Source organism: Erwinia aphidicola, from assembly GCF_024169515.1.
Taxonomy (GTDB): Bacteria; Pseudomonadota; Gammaproteobacteria; order Enterobacterales; family Enterobacteriaceae; genus Erwinia; species Erwinia aphidicola.
Genome location: NZ_JAMKCQ010000001.1, coordinates 2,496,823 through 2,512,438, shown reverse-complemented (window position 1 = coordinate 2,512,438; position 15,616 = coordinate 2,496,823). Strand labels below are relative to the sequence as shown.

Sequence of the window (15,616 nt, the reverse complement as noted above, 5' to 3'; positions counted from 1 at the left end):
GCGGCGGGTCAGGTATGCCTGACCCCTACAACATCCGCGTCCCTGCGCAGCGGGTCAGGCATGCCTGACCCCTACAACATCCGCGTTCCTGCGCGGCGGGTCAGGCATGCCTGACCCCTACAACATCCGCGTCCCTGCACGGCGGGTCAGGCATGCCTGCCCCCTACAACATCCGCGTTCCTGCGTAGGGGGCGGGCATGCCCGCCCCCTGTTTTTACCTGCCTGCGCCCTGCTGTTTGCAGCCCTATCTTATTGACGGTAAACTCCAAATTCCGCGACAACTGGAAGCAAACTCATGGAAACCCGGCGCGACGAGCGCATCAATAAGCTGGCCCAGGCGCTGAAAGGCACCGATAAAATCCATCTGAAAGAGGCGGCTCAACTGCTTGGGGTGTCTGAGATGACCATACGCCGCGACCTGAATGAAGGCCCGGGCGCAGTGGTATTGCTGGGCGGCTACATCGTCAGCGACCCGATGCGTCACCAGAACCACTATTTTGTTTCCGATCAGCAGGGGCAGCATGTCGAGCAAAAGCGCCTGCTGGGCCAGCACGCCAGCTCGCTGATCAATGCCAATGAAACGGTCTATTTTGACTGCGGTACCTCCATTCCGTGGGTGATTGACGCCATCGATCCCGACCTGCCGTTTACCGCCGTCTGCTGTGCGATGAACACTTTCCTCGCGCTGAAAGAGAAAAATGCCCGGGTGATCCTGTGCGGCGGCGAGTTCCACGCGGATAACGCCATCTTCACCCCGCTGGGTCAGCTGTCAGTGATGGACAGCCTGTGCCCGGATAAGGCGTTCATCTCCGCCGCCGGAATCGATGTGCAGCAGGGTGCCAGCTGCTACAACCTGAACGAACTGCCGATGAAGCTTCTGGCACTGCAGCGCGCGCGCCAGAAGTTACTGGTGGCCGACAGCAGCAAATATGGCAAGGTGCTGCCGGCGCGCATCGCCGATCTCAGCGCGTTTAACGGCTTAATCAGCGATGCCGCCCCCGGGTACGACATCGGTATTGAGGTTATCACCCCGTAACCGGCGCAAACTCTCGGCGCGCGGCGACCGCAGAAACGGTAGGGGCGGACCTTCTTTTTCGCTCCGCCCGCTGCGCTTTACCAGCGATTTAAAATCTCTTCGCCGTCGCGCAGGCGGCGTAAATTCTCACACACCGCGGCGACATTGCCAGCCAGCGAGATATCGGTCACGCCGCCAATGTGCGGGGTGGCAATCACGTTATAGCTGAACAACGCATCCTGCGGCTCGGGCGGCTCCTGCCAGAACACGTCCAGCCCGGCGCCGCTCAGCTGACCGTTCGCCAGCGCCGCCAGCAGCGCAGACTTCTCAATCAGCCCGCCGCGCCCGAGATTAATCAGGAAAGCCCCCGGCTTCATCTGCGCCAGCGCCGCTTCATCGATAATATGATGGGTCGCCGGGTTATCCGGCAGGCTGAGCACCACAAAGTCAGCTTCCCGCAGCAGCTGCGGCAGGCAGTCCATCTCTCCGACCCACGCCAGGCGATGCTGGCGGGCAAAGTCATCATCGGCGCTGCGCTTAACGCCGATCGTACGCATCTCAAACGCCGCCAGCCTCTGCGCCAGCGCTTTGCCAATGCCCCCCAGCCCGACCAGCCCGACGGTTTTGCCCTTCAGTCCCATGCCAACCGGCAGGCCAAGCTGGCGCGTGGCGATCATCTGCGGCAGCTGGTTAGCCTTACGCGCCAGCCCGATCATCATCCAGATGCCCAGCTCCGCCACCGAGTCGGCGTTGCCGGAGCGGTCGGACGGTACGTTCGCCACCATCACGCCCTGCGCATGGGCGCTGGCGATATCCACCCCTTCCAGCCCGGCCCCGGCCTGCTGAATCAGCTTGAGGCGATCGGCGGTGTGCAACAGAGCGGGAGTGACCTTCGCCATGCCAGGGATCAACGCGTCAAAACCGGCCAGGCTTTCCGCCGCGTGGCCCGGCGATGCGACAAATTCGACGTCGGGCAAACGCTGGCGAAACTGCTGGATCATCCCACCCCAGGCATTCTCTTCCGCGGCTATCAGAACTCTCATTGATATCTCCATGGTTTTAAAGGCAAAAAAACCAGCTTAGCCGTAACTGAACAGAAATCAATCAGAAACAGGCGCTTGTAGCGATATCAGGATAATCAGGCCGTCCCGGCTGTGAATAGCAGGGGAAAACAGCTAAACTCCGCTATCTGAGTGGGCAGCTGTTTTGCCCCAATTAAACCCCAGACCATAAGAGGCTCAACCCAACGTGGCTCAATTCGTCTATAGCATGCATCGCGTCGGCAAAGTCGTTCCGCCGAAGCGTCATATTTTAAAGAACATCTCCCTCAGTTTCTTCCCTGGTGCCAAGATCGGCGTACTGGGTCTGAACGGTGCGGGTAAATCCACCCTGCTGCGCATCATGGCCGGCATCGATAAAGATATCGAAGGGGAAGCACGCCCGCAGCCAGGCCTGAAGATCGGCTACCTGGAGCAGGAACCGAAGCTGAACCTGGAACACACCGTGCGCGAATCGGTGGAAGAAGCCGTGGCCGAAGTGGTGGGCGCGCTGAAAGGGCTGGACGAGGTGTACGCCAAGTACGCCGAGCCGGATGCTGACTTCGACAAGCTCGCCGCTCAGCAGGGCAAGTTTGAAGAGATCATCCAGGCGCACGACGGCCACAACCTGAATACCCAGCTGGAGCGTGCGGCCGATGCGCTGCGCCTGCCGGACTGGGATGCAAAAATTGCTAACCTGTCCGGTGGTGAGCGCCGCCGCGTCGCTCTGTGCCGCCTGCTGCTGGAAAAGCCGGACATGCTGCTGCTGGACGAACCGACCAACCACCTGGATGCCGAATCCGTGGCCTGGCTGGAACGCTTCCTGCACGACTTCGAAGGGACCGTGGTGGCGATTACCCACGACCGTTACTTCCTGGATAACGTAGCGGGTTGGATCCTCGAGCTGGACCGCGGCGAAGGTATTCCGTGGGAAGGTAACTACTCTTCCTGGCTGGAGCAGAAAGATGCGCGTCTGGCGCAGGAAGCCTCATCCGAAGCCGCTCGTCGTAAATCGATTGAGAAAGAGCTGGAGTGGGTGCGCAAAGGTGCCAAAGGTCAGCAGTCCAAAGGCAAGGCCCGTCTGGCGCGCTTTGAAGAGCTGAACAACACCGAGTACCAGAAGCGTAACGAAACCAACGAACTGTTCATTCCACCGGGAGCACGCCTGGGTGACAAGGTGCTGGAAGTCAGCAACCTGCGTAAATCCTACGGCGACCGCCTGCTGATTGACGACCTCTCCTTCTCGGTTCCTAAGGGTGCGATTGTCGGCATCATCGGTCCGAACGGCGCGGGTAAATCCACGCTGTTCCGCATGATGTCCGGTCAGGAGCAGCCTGATTCCGGCGAGATCGTGCTGGGTGAAACCGTTAAGCTGGCGTCGGTCGATCAGTTCCGCGACAGCATGGATAATTCTAAAACCGTTTGGGAAGAAGTCTCCGGCGGCCAGGATATTATGCGTATCGGCAACACCGAGATGCCAAGCCGTGCCTACGTTGGCCGCTTTAACTTTAAAGGGGTTGATCAGGGTAAACGCGTTGGCGAACTCTCCGGTGGTGAGCGCGGTCGTCTGCACCTGGCGAAGCTGCTGCAGGTTGGCGGCAACATGCTGCTGCTGGATGAACCGACCAACGACCTCGACATCGAAACCCTGCGCGCGCTGGAAAACGCCCTGCTGGAGTTCCCGGGCTGTGCCATGGTGATCTCGCACGACCGCTGGTTCCTCGACCGTATTGCCACCCACATTCTGGACTATCAGGATGAAGGCAAGATCGAGTTCTTCGAAGGTAACTTCACCGAATACGAAGAGTACAAGAAACGCACGCTGGGCGCCGAAGCGCTGGAGCCGAAGCGTATCAAGTACAAGCGTATGATTAAGTAAGCTATTCAGGCTTGCGGGGCGACCAGTAAAAGGTCGCCCCCTACTGATAAAATTCGCGGAATACCGGCGACTGCATGGCAAATTCAATAAAGCGCGCCAGCGCGGGTGAGTTCAGCTTTCGGCTCGGGTAAACCAGCCACAGTTCATTCCCCTCCACTTCCCATTCCGGTAACACCCGCACTAAATCACCCCGCGGTAATAATTCATTGATCATAAAGAGCGGCAGTAACGTGATCCCGGCATTGCCCAGCGCACATTCGCGCGCGTACACCAGGTTGTCGGTCATATGGGTCGGCGGTAGCAGCCAGCTGTAGAACTCTTCGTTACGTTTCAATACCCATTCGCTCCAGGCCCGGTGAGCAATACTGCGATGCTCCATCAGCTGGCTGGGGTGTGTCAGGACGTCGTAATCGGCCAGATAGGCGGGTGAGGCCACCAGCATCCGCTCACAGTAACCAATACGCCGACCGATCAGCGACGAGTCCTGCGGCCGCCCGGTGCGCAGCGCCACATCAAAACCGTCCTGCACCAGATCGCGGATCTCATCAGAGACTGAGACCTCCAGCGTGACGTCGGGAAACTGGCGCTGGAACCCGGCGTTGAAGCGCGCCAGCAGCGTGGCACCGATGCCTGCGGGAGAAGTGATGCGCAGTCGCCCGCTGGGGTTATCACGCAGGCGTTCGATAGCCATACTGGCGCGTTCGCTGGCGGCCAGCATCTCCTGGCAGTGCACCAGATAACGTTCCCCGGCAAAGGTCAGATTGAGCTGGCGGGTGGTACGGTTGATTAAGCGCAGCCCCAGCGCCTGTTCAAGCTGGCTGACGCGCTGGCTGACGCTGGACTTCGGTAATCCCGCGCGCGTAGCCGCCGCCGTGAAACTGCCACACTCTGCGACCAGCGCAAACAGCGCCATATCCTGCAACTGTTTAAACATTATTGTTCACCCCAGACGAACACTTAGTGCGTTATTGTGCAGCTTATCATTAGCCTGCTTATTACCTACACTGAATATCACATCATTAAGGAGAAGTGCTATGACAATCAAAGCGATTGCTATCAATCCAGAAAATCCGCAGAGCTTTATTGAAATCCAGCAGCCGCAGCCCACTCCGGGCGAGTTTGATCTGCTGGTTGAAGTGAAAGCCGCCTCGGTCAACCCGGTGGATACCAAAGTGCATAAGGGTGCGCAGAAAAATGGCTTGCAGCAGCCGCGTATTCTCGGCTGGGATGCCAGCGGCGTGGTGCTGGCGGTAGGTAGTAAGGTCAGCGGCTTTAAAGCGGGTGACGAAGTCTACTACGCCGGGGACATCACTCGCCCCGGCAGCAACGCCAGCCAGCAGCTGGTTGATGCGCGTATCACCGGGCACAAGCCGCGCTCGCTCGACTGGGCGCAGGCTGCGGCTATTCCACTGACCGCGCTTACCGCATGGGAAGGCCTGTTCGACCGCCTGCAGCTTGACCGCGCTGCAGAAGGTAAAACCCTGCTGATCGTCGGCGGTGCCGGTGGCGTTGGATCGCTGGCGATCCCGTTTGCTAAGCTGCACACCAAGGTCAAAGTGATCGCCACCGCCTCGCGCCCGGACTCGGTGCAGTGGTGTAAAGATCGCGGCGCGGACCTGGTGATCAACTATCAGGATATGCCAGCAGAGCTGGAGAAACATGGCCTCAAGCAGGTGGATTATATCTTCTGCCTGAACGATACCGACGGCCACTGGGAAACGATGAGCCAGCTTATCGCGCCGCAGGGGCAAATCTGTACCATCGTTGAGAATGAAAAACCGCTGAGCATGGACCAGCTGAAGCTGAAAAGCGCCGCGCTGCACTTCGAGTTTATGTACACCCGCAGCATGTATAACACCCCGGATATTGCGCGCCAGGGGGAGATCCTCGACGCCACGGCAAAACTGCTGGATGAGGGGAAAGTCACTACCTCACTGAGCCAGACCCTGCACGGCTTAAGCGTCGACACGCTGACCGCGGCCCATAAGCAGGTGCTGGAAGGTCATATGCGCGGCAAGGTGGTGATGGTCTATTAATCCCAACGGGCGGACCTTATTTGGTTCGCCCATGAAACATCCCGCCTTAATATCTTTTTTTATTTTACCCCGCTGGCACTTCCATTTATTTCATCTTGACATAGCTGCTGGTTATTTTATGGTTCAACGGTAATTTAAACCGCGCAAGTTTCATATTTAATACTTCATGGATTTTTTCTTTAATTAAGGAAAAAGACGAGGGATCGTTATGCGTAAAATAAAGCAGCTGTTACTGACATTTTGCCTCAGCAGCGGCGTTCAGGCCGCCAGCGCCCCGCCCCACCTGCACTGGCAGAGCGCGGATGGTCAACAGGGCATTGATATTGGCGGCGCGCTGCGCGCCAACTATCGCTATGAAGACTGGAACACCAGCCGCAACCGCCGCCAGCCCCATTTGCGTTTTGATACTTTTCGCATTGATGCCAGCGGCCATGCCGATAATTTCTTTTTTGATTCCGGCTTCTGGTTTCAGGACCAGCGCAAATATGCTATTGACCGCGCCTATATTGGCTACCAAATTAACCGCGACCAGCAGATTCAGATCGGCGCACCGGAGAAACCTTTTGGTTTGGCCCCCTATCCGCAGTTTGGCTGGTCATATGATATTCCGTTTTATCTCGGCTTTGCGGTCAACAGCGGGCTCGGTGCTAAGTATCGCTACCGGGCGAATAACTGGACGTTTGAGGCGGCGTATTTTGCCAAAATGCTGCCTGAGGGGGTGCGCTATGCGCCGGACGTGGGCTATTACGGCGAGCTGAAAGGCACAATATATGGCCCGCACCACCTGCAGCTCAATGAGAAGCGCGATCAGCTTAACCTGCGGCTGGCGCGCGAGTTTGACAGCGGCAGCTGGCACAGCGAGCTGGGCGGCTCACTGGCGGCCTCGCGCCTGTATAACCACCGCAGCGGCGATAACGGCTCATTCTGGTCGGGCGGGCTGCATGCCAAACTGAACAACGGTCCGTGGCAGCTCAGCACCCAGGCGATCCGTTATGCTTACGCGGCGAAGAACCCCAGCGGGGGGGATAAAGATACCATCCTGATGGGAACCAACGGGCTGTCGCCTGCCTATCTGATCCCGGCTAAAGCCACCACTGCGGCGCTGAATATCGCGCGCGATGTTGACGTCAATCTTGGCCCGGTCAGCAAACTGCGCTTTTATGATGATTACAGCGTGCTGTGGAAAGATAAAGGCAGCTGGGATGACTCGCAGATGAACACCCTGGGAATGCAGCTGTTTGCGCTGCCGGTGATGTTCTGGCTGGATTTAACCTGGGCAAAAAACGCCAATCCCTGGGGCGGTGCGCTTAACGCCACCGGCTGGACCCGCACTCAGTCCCCCGGCAGCGGTAAGTGGTATTTCCGCAGCAACGTCAATATTGGCTACTATTTTTGATCGCCCAGCATCTCTTTCACTAACTCGACGCAGCGCAGGAAGCGCTCGTCGTAGTTATCCTGCTCGACGCGCACGTAGCTGATGTTGTTCTCTTCCAGCATCGAGATCAGCAGCGACTGAAACTCTTTACGGTCGACCGAGCTGCCGAGGCTGCGTAGACCATCGGCCACCCAGGGGACGTTGTTCTCCACCAGAATAACCAGGTCGAAGCGATACTCGTCAATCAATGCCTGCACAAACGGGTGCTCGCGCCCTTCATACTTTTTGCAAAACGCCTGAGTGGTCACGAAGTCGGTATCGATAAATGCCACTTTATTGGCGTACTTCACCGCAAAATCGATGTACTGCGCCTGGCCGAGGGCGATTTTGTCATAGTCAGAATACTGCAGCGCCATCTCGTCGCCGCCGAGGTGTGAGAAGACGTAATCGCGGCCGAACTCCCACGCACTGGTGGTATTGAAGATATTCGCCAGCTTGTTAACCAGCGTCGATTTGCCGCTCGACTCACCGCCGAGGATCGCCACGGTGCGCACGAAGAACGGCTTCACTTCGGTCGGGATATACTCCCAGTAGCGGAACGGATCCTGACGGATCTGCCCGCCGCTGATGCTCATAAACGAGCGTTTTGGATCGATAACGATCGTCTCTACCCCGAGCTGCGCGCTGAACTGTTCGGCGTCACCCTCTTCACTGGTATAAATGCAGTTGGGCACGATGCCGCGATCGTCCATAAACGCCTGCACCCCTTTGCTCCAGACGTCCCAGCCGTGCGGATACGGCTCCATCCCCTCTTCATTGAACGAATGAATGCGGATGTTCTTCTGATACTTAAAGGTCTGCAGCAGCCAGCGCAGGCGGTCGCTGACCGTCGGCTGCTGCGACATCGCGCTGTCCTCAAACAGCTGGCGATCGCGCGGCTCATCATAGCCCATGATGATATGCAGCTCGTCAACCTGGCTACAGGCGCGCTGGATCAGGTAGATGTGCCCGGTATGCAGCGGATAAAACTTGCCGAACACCACACCGATGGTTTTCTCGCGGCGCGGAAACTCCAGGCCGAGAAAGCGATGCAGCGCCTCCAGCTTCTGCGCGCTGGGGCTTTTGATTTTGGCATTCAGCAGCTGGCTGAGGTAGCCCTTGGTCATGCCGCTGGCGTCCGCCACCTGTTGCAGAGTACAGCCCTGCTGGCGGATCGCGGTTTTCAGGTAATCAAAAGACGACATTTATGCCTCCGGCAATTAGAGATCGTCAAGGATAGAGAGCGCATCGGCCAGCTTTTTCACGCCGTACACTTTCATATTTTCCGGCAATTTTTTCGGCACGTTGGCGGCGGGAACAATCGCGCGACGGAATCCGTGCTTCGCCGCTTCTGAAATACGCTCCTGGCCGCTGGGCACCGGACGGATCTCACCGGCCAGCCCGACCTCGCCAAACACCACCAGATCCTGCGGCAGCGGGCGGTCGCGCAGGCTGGAAACCATCGACAGCATCAGCGCCAGGTCGGCGCTGGTTTCGGTGACTTTCACCCCGCCAACCACGTTAACAAACACGTCCTGATCGGCCATTTGCAGGCCGCCGTGACGGTGCAGCACCGCCAGCAGAATCGCCAGGCGGTTCTGCTCAAGCCCCACCGCCACGCGACGCGGATTGCCCATCATTGAGTGATCGACCAGCGCCTGGATCTCGACCAGCAGCGGGCGCGTTCCCTCCCACAGCACCATCACCGAGCTGCCGGAGGTCACTTCATCCCCCCGGCTCAGGAAGATCGCCGACGGGTTGCTGACTTCACGCAGCCCCTGCTCGGTCATGGCAAACACGCCCAGCTCATTCACCGCGCCAAAGCGGTTTTTATGGCTGCGCAGCGTGCGAAAACGCGAGTCGGCATCGCCATCGAGCAGCACCGAACAGTCGATGCAGTGCTCCAGCACCTTCGGGCCAGCCAGCGAGCCATCTTTCGTCACGTGCCCGACCATCACAATCGCCACGCCTTTGGTTTTGGCGAAGCGCGTGAGGTAGGCGGCGGTTTCGCGTACCTGCGCCACGCTGCCCGGCGAAGACTGGATATCCGCCATGTGCATCACCTGGATCGAGTCGATCACCATCAGCTTCGGCTGCTCCTGCTCGGCGATCAGGCAGATCTGCTCGATGCTGGTTTCCGACAGCATATTCAGGTTTTCGCTCGGTAATCCCAGACGATGGGCGCGCATCGCCACCTGCTGCAGCGACTCTTCCCCGGTGACGTACAGGGTTTTCATGCTCTCTGACAGCTTGCACAGGGTCTGCAACAGCAGGGTACTTTTCCCCGCGCCGGGGTTACCGCCAATCAGAATGGCGCTGCCCGGCACCACGCCGCCGCCAAGCACGCGGTCAAACTCTTTAAAACCGGTGCTGAAACGCGGCAGTTCGTCAAGGCTGATTTCCGACAGCTTCTGCACGCGGCTGACGCCCGCACTGCCCGCATAGCCGGAGAGCCGCTCGTTACGCGCCACGGTGGGGGAGGCGGCAAGCCGCATCTCGGTGATGGTGTTCCAGGCGTGACAGGCGCTGCACTGCCCCTGCCAGCGAGGATAGTCTGCGCCGCACTCGTTACATACAAAGGCGCGCTTTACCGCTTTGGCCAAATCGTCCCCTTAACGCTCGTCAAAAATCAGGCTGCCGCTCAGAATGCAGAACACGCCCATTAAATCCGCGTGACGGATGGTCACAGCGGTCTGTTCATTCACTTTCGGCTTGGCGTGATAGGCAATACCGAGGCCGGCAATTTTGATCATCGGCAGGTCGTTGGCCCCGTCACCGACGGCCACGGTTTGCTCAGGTGCAATGTTGAAGCGCTCGGCCAGCTTCTGCAGCGTGTCGGCTTTATACTGCGCATCGACGATATCGCCCAGCACTTCACCGGTCAGCTTGCCGTCCGCGATCTCCAGCACGTTAGCGGCCACTGCAGAGAGGTGCAGGGTGTCGCGCAGATGCTCAGCGTAGTAGGTAAAGCCGCCGGAAGCGATAGCCACTTCCCAGCCCATCGCCTGCAGCTTCGCCACCAGCGAGGTCAGGCCCGGCATCAGCGGCAGCGTATCGCGTACCGCTTTCAGGATATTGGCATCGGCCCCTTTCAGGGTGGCCACGCGCTGGCGCAGGCTGGCGGCAAAGTCCAGCTCGCCGCGCATCGCCCGCTCGGTCACTTCCGCCACCTGCTCGCCGCTGCCGGCCAGTTTGGCGATCTCATCAATGCACTCAATCTCAATCGCGGTGGAGTCCATATCCATCACCAGCAGGCCCGGCGTTTTCAGATGCGGGATCTTGCCCATCGGCGCCACATCAAACCCGGCGTCATGCGCCAGCCGGGTTGCCAGCGGGGTCAGCGATCCGGCCAGCCGCACGACCTGATAATCTTCCACCACCCACGCGCTGACGATCACCATCGCCGCGCCCAGCTGGCGCTGATATTCGGTCAGGCGGGCTTTGTCGAGTTGGCGTCCATACAGCAGCCAGCCGCTTCGGCCAGCGCGGTAGTCCAGCGGCATCACTTCATCACCGCTTAATGAAAGAGGTAACCCCGGCCAGAGAGAGACTTCAGCAGGCAGGTCGCACCAGGTCAGACTATTTGGCATTACAGCTCCTGTAGGGACATTCAACACGCAATTCTGCGCAAAATAATGCAAGAGGCTACCTTGTTCAAGCGTGTTCTGGCAACATAAAGCTCAGCGGTTCCTCTGGTAAGTCTGAAGGGTCAAGATGGCTAAAGCCAAACTAAAATTTCGCCTGCACCGAACGGTGATCGTGCTGATCTGCCTGACGCTGTTAGTGGTGTTGATGCAGGGTGCATCCTGGTTCAGCCTCGGGCACCAGATGGCCCGTTCCGAGCAGGTGGAAGAGCTGGCGCATACGCTGACCCGCCAGGTGGCGTGGAATCTGACCCCGCTGATGGAAAACAGCGATGACAATCACCAGAAAATTGTCGACACCCTCGACCAGCTGACGCACGAAAGCCGTATTCTGGATGCTTCAGTGTATGACGACGAAGGCAGCCTGATCGCCCACAGTGGTGAAAACATCAACGTGCGCGATCGCCTGGCGCTCGACGGCCAGCGTGCCGGCAGCTATTTCAACCATCAGATTGTGGAGCCGCTGGCGACGAAGGATGGCCCGCGCGGCTCCCTGCGCATTACGCTGGATACCCACGTGCTGGTCACGGAATCCAAGCAGGTGGATAACACCACCAACATTCTGCGCCTGATGATGCTGCTGGCGCTGGCTATTGGAATTATCCTCACCCGCACCCTGCTGCGCGCGCGCCGTACGCGCTGGCAGCAGTCGCCATTCCTGCTCACTGCCAATAACCCGGTAAAAGAGGATGACGACGAGGACGAGAAACCGCAAGAGAACCCTCGCTGATCCCCTCTGCAAATAGAGCTGTTCACGCCGAATAGCTCTTGCGGGTCTGTACGCTCATCCCTGTCCCCGGCATGGTAGTCTTTCACCCGCGCATCGCGCGCTTTCTGACTCTCACGGATCGGGGAACATGCAATGAAACGCAATCAACTCGCCCTCTTTTTCACCGCTCTTCTCAGCTTTTCCGCCGTCGCGGCGAAGACAGACTCGATTGCCGTTATCGCCACGCAGCAGGAGATAGGGTCAATTTCGACCGGGGCGAAACAGGTGTTCACCAAACGTTTTGAAGTGACGCTGGCGAATTTATCCGATAAGGCTATCAACCTGAAGAACCTTTGTCTGATTGCCCTCTCTCCAGATGGTAAACGTTTTAAGCTCGATACGGTTGATGACGCTTTGCTGAGCGGCCAGCTGCCCGCGCAGGGCAACCACAAGGGGCTGGCGATCTTCTCCGCTGATGATGCCAGCGTCTATCAGGCGGTCATCGTCAAAATCAGCGACAGCTGCCAGTAACGCCGTCAAACGGCCTGCAGATTCTCTGCAAGCCGCCTTAGGAATGGATACTTCAATAGATAATTCAGGTAGAAGCACGGCGCAGCGGCACCGTGCCCGCTGCGTCAGATGCTCAGGCAGATCTTGCCGAAGTGCTGATTCGATTCCTGATAGCGGAAGGCATCCACCATTTCGCTGAGGTCAAACTGGCGGTCAATCACTGGGCGCAGCGGGCTGGCATCCAGCGCACGGATCATCGCCAACTGCTGGCTGCGGTTGCCCACCAGCACACCCTGCAGACGCAGCTGCTTCAGCAGCACGTTAATCACCGGCAGCTCGCCCGCCATGCCGGTAAGAATGCCGATCATCGCAATATGGCCGCCAATCCGTGCGGCGATCAGCGACTGCTCCAGCGTCGACGGCCCGCCCACTTCGATAACATGGTCAACCCCCCGCCCGCGCGTCAGCTGCTGAACCTTTTCGCCCCAGTTAGCGTGCTGGCGATAGTTGATGACGTGATCCGCGCCCAGGTCGAGCAGCTTCTGCAGTTTACTGTCGCTGGAGGAGGTAGCAATCACCGTCGCGCCCGCCAGTTTTGCCAGCTGCAGCGCAAAAATTGACACGCCGCCAGTGCCCTGCACCAGCACGCTGTCGCCGGGTTTCAGCTGCCCGTCAACCATCAGCGCACGCCAGGCGGTCAGTCCGGCGGTGGTCAGGGTTGAGGCCTGAGCGTGGCTCCAGCCTTTGGGGGCACGGGTAAAGGCATTGACGCGCGCGGTCACCACGCTGCGCGCATAGCCGTCGATACCGTCACCCGGCGTATTCATAAAGCTCGATTCCGCCGAGTCGCCATCCAGCCAGTCAGGGAAGAAGGTGCTGACCACCGCATCACCCACGGCAAACTCGCTGACGTCGGGGCCAACGGCGATCACCTCTCCGGCACCGTCGGCCATCGGGATACGTTTTTCCGCAGGGGGCATGATGCCGCAGACCACCGCGTAATCATGGAAGTTAAGGGAGCTGGCGTGCAGGCGCACGGTGATTTCGCCGCTTTTGGGGGCGGCAGCCGGGCTTTCACCGGGAAAGACATGGTCAAAGCCGCCACCGGCATTGACGAACATCGCGCGTGAATTCATAACGTTCTCCCTGTTCATCGATCGCAAACACGCGACCTATCCTTTAATTGTAGGGGCAAACCGGGTCGACCGGAAAAAAGGGTCGACCCCTACCCTATTGGGTAACACCGAAGTCCCAGGGGCTGACCCTCTTTTTCGGTCAGCCTGAATAAAAACGGTCGACCCCTACCCTATTGGGTAACACCGAAGTCGTAGGGGCTGACCCTCTTTTTCGGTCAGCCCGTCAGCCCAGGGTTACTCTTTGTCACCCAGCAGGACGGACTCCAGCGCGATCTCGATCATTTCGCTGAAGGTGGTCTGACGCTCGGCGGCGGTGGTCTGCTCGCCGGAGCGGATATGGTCAGACACGGTGCAGATCGCCAGCGCTTTCGCACCAAACTCTGCCGCCACGCCGTAGATACCCGCGGCTTCCATCTCCACGCCGAGAATGCCGTACTTCTCCATCACGTCGAACATCTGCGGGTCCGGGGTGTAGAACAGATCCGCCGAGAAGATGTTACCCACGCGGGCATCCACACCCAGCGCTTTAGCCGCATCAACCGCGTTGCGCACCATGTCGAAATCGGCAATCGCCGCGAAATCATGGTCTTTGAAGCGCATACGGTTCACTTTGGAGTCGGTGCTGGCACCCATGCCGATCACCACGTCACGCAGTTTCACATCACTGCGCACCGCACCGCAGGAACCGACGCGGATGATTTTTTTCACGCCGAAATCGGTAATCAGCTCTTTCGCATAGATGGAGCAGGATGGAATACCCATACCGTGGCCCATCACTGAAATCTTACGGCCTTTATAGGTGCCGGTATAACCCAGCATGCCGCGCACGTTGTTCACTTCGACCGCGTCCTGCAGGAAGGTTTCCGCGATGTGCTTAGCGCGCAGCGGGTCGCCCGGCATCAGTACCACGTCAGCGAAATCACCCATCTCAGCGTTAATATGAGGCGTAGCCATGTTAAATCCTTAATCTTATTAAATGGGGTTTAAAGAATACTTTTACCGTATTCCATCGGCGACAGGCCAAAATAGCTGGCAACCGTCTGACCAATGTCGGCGAAGGTGTCGCGATAGCCGTAATCGCCCGGTTTCACGCCTGGGCCGTAGATCAGCACCGGGATATGCTCGCGGGTGTGCTCGGTGCCGCGCCAGCTTGGGTCACAGCCATGGTCGGCGGTGAGGATCAGAATATCGCCCTCTTTGACCAGCGCCATCAGCTCCGGCAGGCGGCGGTCAAACAGCTCGAGACCACCGGCATAGCCAGGGATATCGCGGCGATGGCCCCACGTTGAGTCGAAATCAACGAAGTTGGTGAACACAATACTGTTATCCGGGGCAATTTTCATCTCTTCAACGGTCGCGTCAAACAGCGCGTCCAGCCCGGTGGCTTTCACCTTTTTGGTGATGCCAACGTGGGCGTAGATATCCGCGATTTTGCCGACGGAGATCACTTCCCCACCCTGCTCGTCCACCAGTTTTTTCAGGATGGTCGGGGCCGGAGGCTCCACCGCCAGGTCATGACGGTTCCCGGTGCGCTCAAAGCTGCCCGGCTTATCACCAACAAACGGACGGGCGATCACGCGGCCGATATTGTAACCGCCTTCGGTCAGCGCTTCGCGCGCTATTTCGCACAGCTCATACAGACGGTCAAGGCCGAAGGTCTCTTCATGGCAGGCAATCTGGAATACCGAGTCGGCGGAGGTATAGAAAATCGGCTTGCCGGTTTTCATATGCTCTTCGCCGAGCTGGTCGAGGATCACCGTACCGGAGGAGTGGCAGTTGCCGAGATAACCCGGCAGATTGGCTTTTTCCACCAGCAGGTCGAGCAGCTCCTGCGGGAAGCTGTTCTCCACGTCGCTGAAATAGCCCCAGTCAAACAGCACCGGCACCCCGGCGATTTCCCAGTGGCCGGACGGCGTATCTTTCCCGGAGGAGAGCTCGCTGGCGTAGGCATAAGCGCCAATAATTTCGGCATCTTTGTCCAGCCCCGGCGGGAATTTCCCGGTTGAGGCCTCTGCCGCTTTGCCCAACCCTAAGGCGGTCAGATTCGGCAGATGGAGTGGGCCCTTACGCCCTTTGTCTGCTTCACCCCTGAAGCACGCCTCGGCGATATGGCCGAGCGTATCCGAGCCTTCATCACCGAACTTGTCGGCGTCTTTACTGGAGCCGATTCCAAAGGAATCGAGCACCATGATAAATGCACGTTTCATCCTGGTCTCCTGCGCGATTGGCATTAAAA

The 15,616-nt window shown here is 58.7% G+C and carries 14 protein-coding genes; 6 read left to right on the top strand and 8 right to left on the bottom strand.

Translation table 11 applies throughout. The annotated features are described in order from the left end of the window. Positions 1-295 precede the first annotated feature (295 nt). Positions 296-1,036 carry a DNA-binding transcriptional repressor DeoR gene (deoR, locus tag J2Y91_RS11660; protein ID WP_133624605.1) on the top strand — a complete coding sequence of 247 codons (741 nt, stop codon included), beginning with the start codon at positions 296-298 and terminating at the stop codon, positions 1,034-1,036. Positions 1,037-1,113: 77 nt separating this feature from the next. On the opposite strand, the gene J2Y91_RS11655 is transcribed toward deoR, so the two are convergent. Beyond that, positions 1,114-2,058, bottom strand: coding sequence for a 2-hydroxyacid dehydrogenase (locus J2Y91_RS11655; protein WP_133624607.1), 945 nt, complete (start codon positions 2,056-2,058; stop codon positions 1,114-1,116). A gap of 205 nt (positions 2,059-2,263) precedes the next feature. Between J2Y91_RS11655 and ettA the strand changes: the two genes are divergently transcribed. Next, positions 2,264-3,931, top strand: coding sequence for an energy-dependent translational throttle protein EttA (ettA, locus tag J2Y91_RS11650; protein WP_048914761.1), 1,668 nt, complete (start codon positions 2,264-2,266; stop codon positions 3,929-3,931). Positions 3,932-3,971: 40 nt separating this feature from the next. Here ettA and J2Y91_RS11645 read toward each other — a convergent pair whose 3' ends face one another. After that, a complete protein-coding gene (locus J2Y91_RS11645) occupies positions 3,972-4,868 on the bottom strand; it encodes a LysR family transcriptional regulator (protein ID WP_048914760.1) in 897 nt (298 codons plus the stop codon). 97 nt (positions 4,869-4,965) lie between these two features. Here J2Y91_RS11645 and J2Y91_RS11640 point away from each other — a divergent pair, with 97 nt between their 5' ends. Together J2Y91_RS11640 and J2Y91_RS11635 are read left to right on the top strand one after the other, a co-directional pair. After that, positions 4,966-5,967, top strand: a complete 1,002-nt coding sequence (locus J2Y91_RS11640; protein ID WP_048914759.1) for a zinc-binding alcohol dehydrogenase family protein — start codon at positions 4,966-4,968, stop codon at positions 5,965-5,967. A gap of 208 nt (positions 5,968-6,175) precedes the next feature. Further along, on the top strand, positions 6,176-7,363 hold the full coding sequence (locus J2Y91_RS11635) for a putative porin (RefSeq protein ID WP_133624609.1): 1,188 nt from the start codon (positions 6,176-6,178) through the stop codon (positions 7,361-7,363). Here the strand turns inward: J2Y91_RS11635 and nadR are convergent. The 3 genes from nadR to serB are packed head-to-tail and all read right to left on the bottom strand — an operon-like array spanning position 7,354 to position 10,971. Next, positions 7,354-8,586, bottom strand: coding sequence for a multifunctional transcriptional regulator/nicotinamide-nucleotide adenylyltransferase/ribosylnicotinamide kinase NadR (gene nadR / locus J2Y91_RS11630; RefSeq protein ID WP_133624611.1), 1,233 nt, complete (start codon positions 8,584-8,586; stop codon positions 7,354-7,356). The genes J2Y91_RS11635 and nadR overlap by 10 nt on opposite strands. A 15-nt stretch (positions 8,587-8,601) precedes the next feature. Next, complete coding sequence (radA, locus tag J2Y91_RS11625) at positions 8,602-9,984, bottom strand: DNA repair protein RadA (protein ID WP_048914756.1); 1,383 nt, start codon at positions 9,982-9,984, stop codon at positions 8,602-8,604. Positions 9,985-9,993: 9 nt separating this feature from the next. Next, positions 9,994-10,971: a phosphoserine phosphatase gene (serB, locus tag J2Y91_RS11620; RefSeq protein WP_133624613.1), complete on the bottom strand. Its 978-nt coding sequence runs from the start codon at positions 10,969-10,971 to the stop codon at positions 9,994-9,996. A 124-nt stretch (positions 10,972-11,095) separates the two neighbouring features. Here serB and J2Y91_RS11615 point away from each other — a divergent pair, with 124 nt between their 5' ends. Both J2Y91_RS11615 and J2Y91_RS11610 read left to right on the top strand, forming a co-directional pair. Next, positions 11,096-11,755 carry a YtjB family periplasmic protein gene (locus J2Y91_RS11615; RefSeq protein WP_133624615.1) on the top strand — a complete coding sequence of 220 codons (660 nt, stop codon included), beginning with the start codon at positions 11,096-11,098 and terminating at the stop codon, positions 11,753-11,755. A gap of 132 nt (positions 11,756-11,887) precedes the next feature. Next, complete coding sequence (locus J2Y91_RS11610; RefSeq protein ID WP_133624617.1) at positions 11,888-12,265, top strand: DUF4354 family protein; 378 nt, start codon at positions 11,888-11,890, stop codon at positions 12,263-12,265. 104 nt (positions 12,266-12,369) lie between these two features. Here the strand turns inward: J2Y91_RS11610 and J2Y91_RS11605 are convergent, their stop codons facing one another. The 3 genes from J2Y91_RS11605 to deoB form a co-directional block, all read right to left on the bottom strand. Then, on the bottom strand, positions 12,370-13,380 hold the full coding sequence (locus J2Y91_RS11605; RefSeq protein ID WP_133624619.1) for a zinc-dependent alcohol dehydrogenase family protein: 1,011 nt from the start codon (positions 13,378-13,380) through the stop codon (positions 12,370-12,372). Between the two features lie 234 nt (positions 13,381-13,614). Then, entirely contained in the window at positions 13,615-14,334 is a 720-nt protein-coding gene (gene deoD, locus J2Y91_RS11600) for a purine-nucleoside phosphorylase (protein ID WP_048914751.1), read from the bottom strand. Between the two features lie 29 nt (positions 14,335-14,363). Next, a complete protein-coding gene (gene deoB, locus J2Y91_RS11595) occupies positions 14,364-15,587 on the bottom strand; it encodes a phosphopentomutase (RefSeq protein ID WP_133624621.1) in 1,224 nt (407 codons plus the stop codon). Positions 15,588-15,616 lie beyond the last annotated feature (29 nt).

Bases quoted from the DNA above. Each gene is read 5' to 3' on its own strand.
- J2Y91_RS11615 (WP_133624615.1), top strand. From the start codon at position 11,096: ATGGCTAAAGCCAAACTAAAATTTCGCCTGCACCGAACGGTGATCGTG.
- deoD (WP_048914751.1), bottom strand. From the start codon at position 14,334: ATGGCTACGCCTCATATTAACGCTGAGATGGGTGATTTCGCTGACGTG.
- J2Y91_RS11640 (WP_048914759.1), top strand. From the start codon at position 4,966: ATGACAATCAAAGCGATTGCTATCAATCCAGAAAATCCGCAGAGCTTT.
- deoR (WP_133624605.1), top strand. From the start codon at position 296: ATGGAAACCCGGCGCGACGAGCGCATCAATAAGCTGGCCCAGGCGCTG.
- deoB (WP_133624621.1), bottom strand. From the start codon at position 15,587: ATGAAACGTGCATTTATCATGGTGCTCGATTCCTTTGGAATCGGCTCC.
- nadR (WP_133624611.1), bottom strand. From the start codon at position 8,586: ATGTCGTCTTTTGATTACCTGAAAACCGCGATCCGCCAGCAGGGCTGT.
- J2Y91_RS11655 (WP_133624607.1), bottom strand. From the start codon at position 2,058: ATGAGAGTTCTGATAGCCGCGGAAGAGAATGCCTGGGGTGGGATGATC.
- J2Y91_RS11610 (WP_133624617.1), top strand. From the start codon at position 11,888: ATGAAACGCAATCAACTCGCCCTCTTTTTCACCGCTCTTCTCAGCTTT.
- J2Y91_RS11635 (WP_133624609.1), top strand. From the start codon at position 6,176: ATGCGTAAAATAAAGCAGCTGTTACTGACATTTTGCCTCAGCAGCGGC.
- serB (WP_133624613.1), bottom strand. From the start codon at position 10,971: ATGCCAAATAGTCTGACCTGGTGCGACCTGCCTGCTGAAGTCTCTCTC.
- J2Y91_RS11605 (WP_133624619.1), bottom strand. From the start codon at position 13,380: ATGAATTCACGCGCGATGTTCGTCAATGCCGGTGGCGGCTTTGACCAT.